The following is a 10,803-nucleotide window of genomic DNA, read 5'->3' on the forward strand; positions in this document are numbered from 1 at the left end:
GTCCCGGCGGGCTTCTCGTGGCGACGGCACCTCGTGCCGTTTTATCGCCGTCCCGCCTTCACCTGGCGCGCGCCGCGGTCCTCCGCGGCGCGCTTCATTCCGTCACTCGGCTGCTTCGGGCAACTGGGTCGGCGGCGGCGAGTCGAGCCGCGAGTTCTCCAGCTCCACGTTGAGGCCGAGTGAGCGCATCTCCTTGACCAGGACGTTGAAGCTCTCCGGAATACCCGCCTCGAAGGTGTCGTCGCCGCGCACGATGGCCTCGTAGACCTTGGTGCGGCCGGCCACGTCGTCCGATTTGACGGTGAGCATCTCCTGCAGCGTGTAAGCGGCGCCGTAGGCTTCCAGAGCCCAGACCTCCATCTCGCCGAAGCGCTGACCGCCGAACTGCGCCTTGCCGCCCAGCGGCTGCTGGGTGACGAGCGAGTACGGGCCGATGGAGCGGGCATGGATCTTGTCATCCACCAGGTGGTGCAGCTTGAGCATGTATATGTAGCCCACCGTCACCTGACGATCGAAAGACTCGCCCGTGCGTCCGTCGTAGAGCGTCGCCTGGCCGCTCGACTCGAGACCCGCCTCCTCCAGCATCTTGTTGATGTCGGATTCGTGCGCGCCGTCGAAGACGGGCGTGGCGATCGACACGCCGCGGCGCATCTGTTCACCGAGCTGGATCACGCTTTCGTCGTCATATTCGCGGACAGGCTCGTTGCGCTCATTGTCCGGGATCAGCTTCTCGATCGTCGACCGGAGTGGCTTGATGTCGCTATTCTCCTTGTAGGCTTCGATCATTTCACCGATCTGGCGGCCCATGCCCGCGCAGGCCCAGCCGAGATGCGTCTCCAGGATCTGGCCGACATTCATGCGGCTCGGCACGCCCAGCGGGTTCAAGACGATGTCCACATGCGTGCCGTCCTCGAGGAACGGCATGTCCTCGACGGGCACGATCTTCGAGACGACACCCTTGTTGCCGTGCCGGCCGGCCATCTTGTCTCCCGGCTGCATCTTGCGCTTCACGGCGACGAAGACCTTGACCATCTTCATCACGCCGGGCGGCATTTCGTCGCCACGCTGCACCTTCTCGACCTTGTCCATGAAGCGGCTTTCCAGCGCCCCCTTGGACTCGTCGTACTGAGCGCGCAAGCTCTCCAGCTCGCTCTGCAGCTTCTCGTCATCGACGGCGAACTGCCACCATTGCGAACGGGGATACTCGTCAAGAAGTTCCGCCGTAAGCGTCGCGCCCTTCTTAAAGCCCTTCGGTCCCGCGATCGCATCCTTCCCGATAAGCATCTCGGACAGGCGCGCATAGACGTTGCGGTCGAGGATCGACTGCTCGTCGTCGCGGTCCTTGGCCAGGCGCTCGATCTCCTCGCGCTCGATGGCCATGGCACGCTCGTCCTTCTCCACGCCATGGCGATTGAAGACACGCACCTCGACCACTGTTCCGTAGGTGCCGGGCGGCATGCGCATGGAGGTATCGCGCACATCCGATGCCTTCTCGCCGAAGATGGCGCGCAGCAGCTTCTCCTCCGGCGTCATCGGGCTTTCGCCCTTCGGCGTGATCTTGCCGACCAGGATGTCGCCCGGCTGGACCTCGGCGCCGATATAGACGATGCCGGCCTCGTCGAGGTTCTTCAGCGCCTCTTCCGAAACGTTCGGAATGTCGCGCGTGATCTCCTCCGGCCCGAGCTTGGTGTCGCGCGCCATGACCTCGAACTCCTCGATATGGATCGAGGTGAAGACGTCGTCACGCACGATGCGCTCGGAAAGCAGGATGGAGTCCTCGTAGTTGTAGCCGTTCCAGGGCATGAAGGCGACGAGCACATTGCGGCCGAGCGCCAGATCGCCGAGATCCGTCGACGGGCCGTCGGCGATGATGTCGCCCTTGTTGATCTGGTCGCCGATACGCACCAGCGGCCGCTGGTTGATGCAGGTGTTCTGGTTCGAACGCTGGAACTTCTGCAGCCGGTAGATGTCGACGCCCGACTGGGACGCATCCACGTCCTCCGTCGCGCGGATGACGATACGCGTCGCATCCACCTGGTCGACGATGCCGGTGCGGCGCGCGGCGATGGCCGCCCCGGAGTCGCGCGCCACCACCGGCTCCATGCCGGTGCCGACGAACGGAGCCTCGGCGCGCACCAGCGGCACGGCCTGACGCTGCATATTCGAGCCCATCAGCGCGCGGTTGGCGTCGTCGTTCTCCAGGAACGGGATGAGTGCTGCGGCAACCGAGACGAGCTGCTTCGGCGAAACGTCCATCAGGTCGACGTTCTCACGCGGCGCGAGCATCACCTCGCCGGCGTGGCGGCAGACGACGAACTCGTCGGCGAACCGCCCGTCCTCGTCGATCTGCGCATTGGCCTGGGCCACATAGTGCTTGGCCTCTTCCATCGCCGACAGGTAGATGACGTCCTCGGATATCTTGCCGTCCACGATCTTGCGGTACGGCGTCTCGATGAAGCCGTACTTGTTCACACGCGCGAAGGTGGCGAGCGAGTTGATCAGGCCGATATTCGGGCCTTCCGGCGTCTCGATCGGGCAGATGCGGCCGTAATGCGTGGGGTGCACGTCGCGCACCTCGAAGCCGGCACGCTCACGGGTAAGACCGCCCGGGCCGAGCGCCGACAGGCGCCGCTTGTGGGTGATCTCCGACAGCGGGTTCGTCTGGTCCATGAACTGCGAGAGCTGCGAGGAGCCGAAGAACTCGCGCACGGCCGCCGCCGCCGGCTTGGCGTTGATCAGATCCTGGGGCATGACCGTGTCGATCTCGATCGACGACATGCGCTCCTTGATGGCGCGCTCCATGCGCAGCAGGCCGACGCGGTACTGGTTCTCCATCAATTCGCCGACGGAGCGCACGCGGCGGTTGCCGAGATTGTCGATGTCGTCGATCTCGCCCTTGCCGTCGCGCAATTCGACCAAGGTCTTGACCACGGCGACGATGTCTTCCTTGCGCAGGACGCGCACCGTGTCCTCGGCGTCGAGCTCCAGACGCATATTCATCTTCACCCGCCCGACGGCCGAAAGGTCGTAGCGCTCGGGATCGAAGAACAGCGAGTGGAACATGGCCTCCGCCGTCTCCAGCGTCGGCGGCTCGCCCGGGCGCATGACCCGGTAGATGTCGAACAGGGCATCCTGCCGGCTCTCGTTCTTATCGGCCACAAGCGTGTTGCGGATGTAGCCGCCGATATTGACGTGGTCGATATCGAGGAAGTGCACCTCGTCGACCCCCGCCTCCATGAGCACCTTCAGGGTCTTTTCGTCGATCTCGTCGCCGGCTTCGAGGAAGATCTCGCCCGTGGCCATGTTGACGATGTCCTCGGCGAGATAGTTGCCGAGCAGATCGTCTTCCGTCGCACGGATCGCCTTCAGGCCCTTGTCTGCGAGCTGGCGCGCCTGCCGGGCGGTGATCTTCTTGCCCGCCTCGACGACGACCTCACCGGAATCGGCGTCGATGATGTCGGACGTCGCCTTCATGCCACGGAAACGCTCTGTGGAGAACGGAACGCGCCAGTTGTCGCCGTCGCGGATATAGGTCAGCTTGTTGTAGAAGGTCGACAGGATCTCCTCGCTGTCCATGCCGAGCGCCATCAACAGTGAGGTGGCTGGAAGCTTGCGCCGCCGGTCGATGCGCGCATAGACGATGTCCTTGGCGTCGAACTCGATGTCGAGCCAGGAACCGCGATAGGGAATGACGCGCGCCGCAAAGAGCAGCTTGCCGGACGAGTGGGACTTGCCCTTGTCGTGATCGAAGAAGACGCCCGGCGAACGGTGCATCTGCGAAACGATCACACGCTCCGTGCCGTTGACGATAAAGGTGCCGTTGTCCGTCATGAGCGGCATGTCGCCCATGTAGACGTCCTGCTCCTTGATGTCCTTGATGGATTTGGAACCCGTATCCTCGTCCACGTCGAAGACGATCAGGCGCAGCGTCACCTTCAGCGGCGCCGCATAGGTGAGGTCGCGCTGCCGGCACTCCTCGACATCGAACTTCGGCGCCTCGAACTCGTAGCTGACGAATTCGAGCATCGCCGTGCCGGCGAAATCCTGGATCGGGAACACCGACTTGAAAACCGCCTGCAGCCCCTCGTCGGGCCGCCCGCCCCGCGGTTCCTCAACCATGAGAAACTGATCATAGGATGCTTTCTGAACCTCGATGAGGTTCGGCATCTCCGCAACTTCCGGAATCTTCCCGAAAAACTTGCGTACGCGCCTGCGACCGTTGAAAGTCTGGGTCTGGGCCATCGTCGCTCCTTGCCTGCCGCTTACCTGCCAATATGGTCCGCCCTCCTGCGCCTGTCGAAGGGACGTCCAATCCAAACGGATGAAAACCCGTTTCCTGAAAGCCGGTTTCCGGCCTTCAGGAAAAAGGTTTTCCTGACTTCAGCCTCGCTCGCTCCGGACCGCGGACGGCATCCGTCCGCGGTCCAAAGGCGATGCTGCTACTTCAGCTCGACCTTGGCGCCGGCTCCCTCGAGCTGCGCCTTGATCTTGTCGGCCTCGTCCTTCGCCACGCCTTCCTTGACCGGCTTCGGCGCGGCCTCGACCAGGTCCTTGGCCTCCTTCAGGCCGAGACCGGTGATGGCACGCACTTCCTTGATCACGTTGATCTTCTGTGCGCCGGCATCGGCCAGAACGACGTCGAACTCGGTCTGCTCTTCAGCCGCCTCGGCAGGGGCCGCCGCACCGCCGGCAGCGGCCACGGCAACGGGAGCGGCCGCGGAGACGCCCCACTTCTCTTCCAGCATCTTCGAAAGCTCGGCCGCCTCGAGGACGGTGAGGTTCGAAAGGTCATCAACGATCTTCGCAAGATCAGCCATTGTTCATTTCCTTACATGTTCGAACTGTGTTGTTGGTCAAAAACGGCCTCACGCCGCCTCGTCCTTCCGGGCATAGGCGCCGACGACCCGGGCCACTTGGCCCGCCGGTGCGTTGACGACCTGCGCGATCCGGGTTGCCGGCGTCGAGATCATGCCGACGATCTTCGCTCTCAACTCGTCCAGCGACGGCAGCGAGGCAAGTGCCTTCACGCCGTCGGCGTCGAGTGCGGTCGCGCCCATCACGCCGCCGAGAATGACAAGCTTGTCGTTCCCCTTGGCGAAATCGTTGGCGACCTTCGGAGCGACAACCGGATCGTCCGAATAGGCAATCAGCGTCTGCCCCTCGAAGAGGGACTGAATGCCTTCGGACTGGGTGCCCTGAAGAGCGATCTTGGCGAGGCGGTTCTTCGCGACCTTCACCGTTCCGCCCGCTTCACGCATCTTCGACCTGAGGTCGTTCATCTGCGCGACGGTCAGGCCGGTGTAATGCGCCACGACGACGGACCCGGTGCTTTCGAACACCTGGTTCAGACCCGCGACGAATTCGCGCTTTTCCGCTCTGTCCACAGCCTTTCTCCAGTTGGCGGCGCCCTTGTCAGGGCCTTCCGCCGGTTTGCCTTTTGCCGGCCGGGCCACCCACGATTGCGGATCACCCGAACGACGCTCGAGGATCCTGCCCCCTTTCGCCATGCCGGAAACCGGCGACGGACAAAAGGCCAACACGGTTCGAACCTTCCACAGGCTGCCTTGCGGCATGCCTTTGTCGGCTCTTCCCCGTCTCATGCAGGCCCTGAAAAGGAATTAAGGCGAGCCACCTGCAATCTCGGACAGGATTGCCGGAAGTTTCCCTCCGGCTTCCAGGTCGTTTCCGGCCCGGAATGGATGTGCCGGGGAGATGCCTCCCCGGCTTCATTTCACGACGCCGACAAGGTCGAGGCGTCGATCTTGAGCCCCGGCCCCATGGTCGAGGTGAGCGCCACTCGCTTCACGTAATTGCCTTTGGCGCCCGCCGGCTTGGCCTTGATCACCGCATCGGCGAAGGCGCGCACGTTCTCGGCGATGGCGTTGGCGTCGAAGGAGACCTTGCCGACGCCGGCATGCACGATGCCCGCCTTCTCGACGCGGAACTCGACGGCGCCGCCCTTGGAGGCCTTCACCGCCGCGGCAACGTCGGCGGTGACCGTGCCCACCTTCGGGTTCGGCATCAGCCCGCGCGGACCGAGCACCTTGCCCAGGCGGCCAACCAGCGGCATCATGTCGGGCGTGGCGATGCAGCGGTCGAAATTGATCTCGCCCTTCTGCACGGCCTCGACCAGATCCTCGGCACCAACCAGATCGGCGCCGGCGGCCTTCGCCTCGTCGGCCTTGTCGCCCTTGGCGAACACCGCCACACGCACGGTGCGGCCCGTGCCGTTCGGCAGGTTAACCACGCCGCGCACCATCTGGTCGGCATGACGCGGATCGACGCCGAGATTCATCGCCACTTCGATCGTCTCGTCGAACTTGGCGTTCGCCCGCTCCTTCAGGAGGCTCACCGCCTCATCGAGCGCATACTGCTTGTTGCGGTCGAGGCCCTCGCGGCTCTGGGCCACGCGCTTGGAAAGTTTCGTCGCCATATCGTCAGCCCACCACTTCCAGGCCCATGGAGCGGGCCGAGCCTTCGACCATGCGCACCGCGGCATCCACGTCGTACGCGTTCAGATCCTTCATCTTCGCCTCGGCGATCTGGCGCACCTTGTCGCGCGAGATCTTCCCGACGGTCTGCTTGCCGGGCTCCTTGGCGCCGGACTTCAGCTTCGCTTCCTTCTTCAGGAAGAAGCTCACCGGCGGCGTCTTCATGGTGAAGGTGAAGGACTTGTCCTGGTAGTAGGTGATCACTACCGGGATGGGCGAGCCCTTCTCCATCTCCTGGGTCTGGGCGTTGAACGCCTTGCAGAACTCCATGATGTTGATGCCGCGCTGACCAAGCGCCGGCCCGATCGGCGGCGACGGCGTCGCCGACCCCGCTGGGACCTGGAGCTTGAGCTGGCCTGCGATCTTCTTAGCCATCTCTCATCTGCCTTTCCTGATGCCGGAAACTCCGGCGGTTGCAGTTCGGTGGTGCGGAACGGGCGGCCGGCTACGCCGCCTTTTCCTTCCACCCATTTGTTCCGGAAACCGGAACCCCGGTCAGCCCTTCTCGACCTGACCGAATTCCAGATCGACGGGCACCGCGCGCCCGAAGATTGAGACCTCCACCTTGAGCCGCGAGCGCTCCTCGTCCACTTCCTGCACGAAGCCGTTGAAGGAAGCGAACGGGCCGTCGGAGACGCGTACCTGCTCGCCGATTTCGAAGGTAACGGAAGGCTTCGGCCGCTCCACACCCTCCTGGACCTGCACCAGGATGCGCTCGGCTTCCGCTTCCGTGATCGGCACCGGACGCGAGTCGCCCAGGAACCCGGTCACCTTCGGCGTGTTCTTGATCAAACTGAAAACGGGATCCGTCAGATTGGCCTTGACCAGCACGTAACCGGGAAAGAACTTGCGCTCGGCATCGACCTTGCGGCCGCGGCGCACTTCGACGACCTTCTCGGTCGGCACCACCACCTGCTCGATGTTATCTGCCAGCCCCTTCTGGCGCGCCTGCTCCTCGATCGATTCGGCAACCTTCTTCTCGAAATTCGAATAGGCGTGGACGATGTACCACCGCGCAGTCATCTCAAAAATTCTCCCTGTGCCGCCGCTGTCAGACGCCGATCTGCAAGATCAGTTCGATGGCCCACGCCATCACTTGGTCGGCGGCGAAAAAGAACAGCGCGGCCAAGGCAACAAAGGCGAGCACCATGACGGTGGAAATCAGGGTTTCGCGCCGCGAAGGCCACGTCACCTTCGCGGTCTCGGCCCGCACCTGCTGCAAAAAGGTGAAAGGATTTGTGGTCTTCGCCGCCATCTGCCGCTCTTTTTAAAAATTTCTTGAGCACCCGGGAATCCGGACTCTATTCGTCCCGGCCCGACCCGGGAATTGCCTGGATCCGGCGCGAATCGCCACCTATCTCCAGACACACGACAAAGGCGCGTAAAGCCTCATCCAGGCTCCACGCACCGTCCGTCTACGGCCCTACATAGTTCCGAATTCGCATTCGCGCAAGTGTCTTTATCCGGACGCGCTTGACATGCTGGCAGGGGCAGAGGGGCTCGAACCCCCGACCTGCGGTTTTGGAGACCGCCGCTCTACCAACTGAGCTATACCCCTATACGGCCTGCAGCCCGCCCGACGCTTCTAATGCCTGACCACGCAGGCTTCAAGCATAAACCCCGTCGAATCGGCGCCCGCCTGTCCAGATATGCATCCGGCGGCACGATTGCGACATCGCCGCCGGATTTCGGCCGGCGGCAGGGTCCACGCCCTGCCCGCCTTTCCTTTACTCGGTGATTGCGGCGACGATGCCGGCGCCAACGGTGCGGCCGCCTTCGCGGATGGCGAAGCGCAGGCGCTCCTCCATGGCGATCGGCACGATCAGTTCCACGTCCATCGCGATGTTGTCACCCGGCATCACCATCTCCGTGCCCTCCGGCAGCGTCACCACCCCCGTCACGTCCGTCGTGCGGAAGTAGAACTGCGGACGGTAGTTCGTGAAGAACGGCGTGTGGCGACCGCCCTCCTCCTTCGTCAGGATGTAGGCTTCCGCCTTGAACTTCGTGTGCGGCGTCACCGAGCCCGGCTTGGCCAGAACCTGGCCGCGCTCGACGCCCTCGCGCTCCACACCGCGCAGAAGCGCGCCGATGTTGTCGCCCGCCTGCCCCTGGTCCAGGAGCTTGCGGAACATCTCGACGCCCGTGCACGTCGTCTTCGACGTCGGCCGGATGCCGACGATCTCGATCTCGTCGCCGACCTTGATCACCCCGCGCTCCACGCGGCCCGTCACAACCGTCCCGCGGCCCGAAATCGAGAACACGTCCTCGATCGGCATCAGGAACGGCTGGTCGATCGGACGCTCCGGCGTCGGGATGTACGCGTCCACCTGCTTCATCAGCTCGCGGACCGCATCCTCGCCGATCTCCTTGTTCGAATCCTCGAGCGCGGCAAGCGCCGAGCCCTTGACGATCGGAATGTCGTCGCCCGGAAACTCGTACGCCGAAAGAAGCTCGCGAACCTCAAGCTCGACAAGCTCCAGAAGCTCCGGATCGTCAACCTGGTCCACCTTGTTCAGGAACACCACGATCGCCGGAACGCCAACCTGGCGCGCCAGAAGAATGTGCTCGCGCGTCTGCGGCATCGGGCCGTCCGCCGCCGAAACAACCAGGATCGCCCCGTCCATCTGCGCCGCGCCCGTGATCATGTTCTTCACGTAGTCCGCGTGCCCCGGGCAGTCGACATGCGCGTAGTGCCGCGCATCCGTCTCGTACTCGACATGCGCCGTCGAAATCGTGATCCCGCGCGCCTTCTCCTCAGGCGCAGCGTCAATCTGATCATAGGCCCGGAAGTCGCCGAAAAACTTCGTGATCGCTGCCGTCAGCGTCGTCTTCCCGTGATCGACGTGACCGACCGTCCCGATGTTCACATGCGGCTTCGTGCGCTCGAATTTACCTTTGGCCATCTCAATTCCCTTGGGCGGCGTGTTTTGATTCCGATTGCCGGGCGATTAACGACAAAGCCCGCAAAAGACAAGTCCCTTGTGCGCTCAGCTCTTCCCCGCCTCTTGCACGGAATCGGTCGACTGCGGCGGGAGAGGGCCATCGGGCTTGTCCGGACTTCGTGCCCGGCATAGATCGCGGATGGCGCAAACGTCGCAATGTGCGGCATGAGGACTGGTGTTTTGGAGAAGCATTGATGCAGGCAGCACTGATCACCTATGGCTCGCTGGCCATCGCCATCGTCTTCGAGGTTATCGGGACGTCCTTTCTGCAGCAGAGCCAGCAATTCACGCGAGTGCTGCCGACTGCGGGCATGGCGGTGTGTTACGCTGGCGCCTTCTATTTCCTCTCCGTCTCGCTGAAGGCGCTGCCGGTCGGCGTCGCCTACGCCATCTGGAGCGGGCTCGGCATCGTGCTGATTTCGGCCATCGGGTTCTTCGTTTTCAGGCAAACACTCGATGCGGCTGCGCTGATCGGGCTGAGCCTGATCATCCTGGGTGTGGTGATCGTCAACGGTTTTTCCGGCACGATCTCCCATTGATCGTGCAGGCCCAATACACCGACCATGCGTCTTATCGTGTCGGAACCGGCTTGTCTGGATCGGGCGCGGGATCCGGCGGCAGGGGTTGCGGCGGTTCCGGTTTTGGTCCCGGCGGCTCCGGTGTCGGCCTGGGCGGAAATGCCATGAAGCAATCTCCCTTTTTTCGAGGCCGAACCACGACGACGTCCGAGAGTTCCGAAGAAGGACAGGCTACCACTGTTGCCGCCGGCGCTGGGCGAAGCCGTCAAGACGCCAGCAGGGGAAAGAGCCGGGACGAAAGGTTTGGAGCGGGTAGCGGGAATCGAACCCGCATATTCAGCTTGGAAGGCTGCTGCTCTACCATTGAGCTATACCCGCGGAAAACAACCCTCTTTCGCTGGAGCTTCGGAGGGCACTCTTCGCCCGTTCCGGGCAAAGTGATCCGCCACCCGAAACCCGAAACGGGCAAAGGGTGGTGGAGGGGGTTGGATTCGAACCAACGTAGGCATAGCCAGCGGATTTACAGTCCGCCTCCTTTAACCACTCGGACACCCCTCCGTCTGTTGCCGCACCGTGCAACCAGTCGGCCGGGAAAACACACGCAACAAGTCGGTGCGCCGTTTTCGCGACGCCTTATGGCCACGACATCGATCGGTGTCAACAGTGCCGACGCGCTTTGGCACGCGAATTTTCCGCGCCTTGCCGATAGGCGCGCGCGACGGTCTCGGATATAGGAACCGGCATGAGCGACGACAAGCCGAAAAGCCCCAAGGACAGCCACTACGCGCGCCTGCGCAGGGCGCACCGTCAGCGCGGGCGCGATGCCGGATCGGCCGGCACCAGCGGTCCGGC

General features: G+C 63.4%; 9 protein-coding genes and 3 tRNA genes. 1 reads left to right on the forward strand and 11 read right to left on the reverse strand.

The annotated features are described in order from the left end of the window. Positions 1–102 precede the first annotated feature (102 nt). The 9 genes from rpoB to tuf form a co-directional block, all read right to left on the reverse strand. Positions 103–4,242 carry a DNA-directed RNA polymerase subunit beta gene (gene rpoB / locus ACFP9U_RS05665; RefSeq protein WP_378619695.1) on the reverse strand — a complete coding sequence of 1,380 codons (4,140 nt, stop codon included), beginning with the start codon at positions 4,240–4,242 and terminating at the stop codon, positions 103–105. A gap of 197 nt (positions 4,243–4,439) precedes the next feature. Further along, positions 4,440–4,817 (reverse strand): 50S ribosomal protein L7/L12, encoded by a 378-nt coding sequence (gene rplL, locus ACFP9U_RS05670; protein ID WP_378619696.1) that lies wholly within the window; start codon positions 4,815–4,817, stop codon positions 4,440–4,442. Between the two features lie 48 nt (positions 4,818–4,865). Beyond that, on the reverse strand, positions 4,866–5,384 hold the full coding sequence (gene rplJ / locus ACFP9U_RS05675; RefSeq protein WP_378619697.1) for a 50S ribosomal protein L10: 519 nt from the start codon (positions 5,382–5,384) through the stop codon (positions 4,866–4,868). A 347-nt stretch (positions 5,385–5,731) separates the two neighbouring features. Beyond that, positions 5,732–6,433: a 50S ribosomal protein L1 gene (gene rplA, locus ACFP9U_RS05680; RefSeq protein ID WP_378619698.1), complete on the reverse strand. Its 702-nt coding sequence runs from the start codon at positions 6,431–6,433 to the stop codon at positions 5,732–5,734. A 4-nt stretch (positions 6,434–6,437) separates the two neighbouring features. Continuing rightward, a complete protein-coding gene (gene rplK, locus ACFP9U_RS05685) occupies positions 6,438–6,866 on the reverse strand; it encodes a 50S ribosomal protein L11 (protein WP_378619699.1) in 429 nt (142 codons plus the stop codon). Positions 6,867–6,986: 120 nt separating this feature from the next. Further along, positions 6,987–7,514, reverse strand: a complete 528-nt coding sequence (gene nusG, locus ACFP9U_RS05690; protein WP_378619700.1) for a transcription termination/antitermination protein NusG — start codon at positions 7,512–7,514, stop codon at positions 6,987–6,989. 28 nt (positions 7,515–7,542) lie between these two features. Then, entirely contained in the window at positions 7,543–7,746 is a 204-nt protein-coding gene (gene secE / locus ACFP9U_RS05695; protein ID WP_322451416.1) for a preprotein translocase subunit SecE, read from the reverse strand. 227 nt (positions 7,747–7,973) lie between these two features. After that, a tRNA-Trp gene (locus tag ACFP9U_RS05700) sits at positions 7,974–8,049 on the reverse strand. A gap of 169 nt (positions 8,050–8,218) precedes the next feature. Next, complete coding sequence (gene tuf, locus ACFP9U_RS05705; RefSeq protein ID WP_378619701.1) at positions 8,219–9,394, reverse strand: elongation factor Tu; 1,176 nt, start codon at positions 9,392–9,394, stop codon at positions 8,219–8,221. Positions 9,395–9,627: 233 nt separating this feature from the next. Between tuf and ACFP9U_RS05710 the strand changes: the two genes are divergently transcribed. After that, positions 9,628–9,972, forward strand: coding sequence for a DMT family transporter (locus tag ACFP9U_RS05710; protein ID WP_378619702.1), 345 nt, complete (start codon positions 9,628–9,630; stop codon positions 9,970–9,972). Between the two features lie 283 nt (positions 9,973–10,255). Here the strand turns inward: ACFP9U_RS05710 and ACFP9U_RS05715 are convergent. Together ACFP9U_RS05715 and ACFP9U_RS05720 are read right to left on the reverse strand one after the other, a co-directional pair. Next, positions 10,256–10,329, reverse strand: a tRNA-Gly gene (locus ACFP9U_RS05715). 95 nt (positions 10,330–10,424) lie between these two features. Further along, positions 10,425–10,509: transfer RNA gene (locus ACFP9U_RS05720), tRNA-Tyr, on the reverse strand. Positions 10,510–10,803: the final 294 nt, after the last annotated feature.

The organism is Nitratireductor sp. GCM10026969, from assembly GCF_042660605.1.
Classification (GTDB): domain Bacteria; phylum Pseudomonadota; class Alphaproteobacteria; order Rhizobiales; family Rhizobiaceae; genus Chelativorans.

What these genes read in the sequence shown, in the direction of transcription:
- rplA (WP_378619698.1), bottom strand. Translation starts at nt 6,433, where the DNA reads ATGGCGACGAAACTTTCCAAGCGCGTGGCCCAGAGCCGCGAGGGCCTC.
- rplK (WP_378619699.1), bottom strand. Translation starts at nt 6,866, where the DNA reads ATGGCTAAGAAGATCGCAGGCCAGCTCAAGCTCCAGGTCCCAGCGGGG.
- secE (WP_322451416.1), bottom strand. Translation starts at nt 7,746, where the DNA reads ATGGCGGCGAAGACCACAAATCCTTTCACCTTTTTGCAGCAGGTGCGG.
- tuf (WP_378619701.1), bottom strand. Translation starts at nt 9,394, where the DNA reads ATGGCCAAAGGTAAATTCGAGCGCACGAAGCCGCATGTGAACATCGGG.
- rplL (WP_378619696.1), bottom strand. Translation starts at nt 4,817, where the DNA reads ATGGCTGATCTTGCGAAGATCGTTGATGACCTTTCGAACCTCACCGTC.
- ACFP9U_RS05710 (WP_378619702.1), top strand. Translation starts at nt 9,628, where the DNA reads ATGCAGGCAGCACTGATCACCTATGGCTCGCTGGCCATCGCCATCGTC.
- nusG (WP_378619700.1), bottom strand. Translation starts at nt 7,514, where the DNA reads ATGACTGCGCGGTGGTACATCGTCCACGCCTATTCGAATTTCGAGAAG.
- rpoB (WP_378619695.1), bottom strand. Translation starts at nt 4,242, where the DNA reads ATGGCCCAGACCCAGACTTTCAACGGTCGCAGGCGCGTACGCAAGTTT.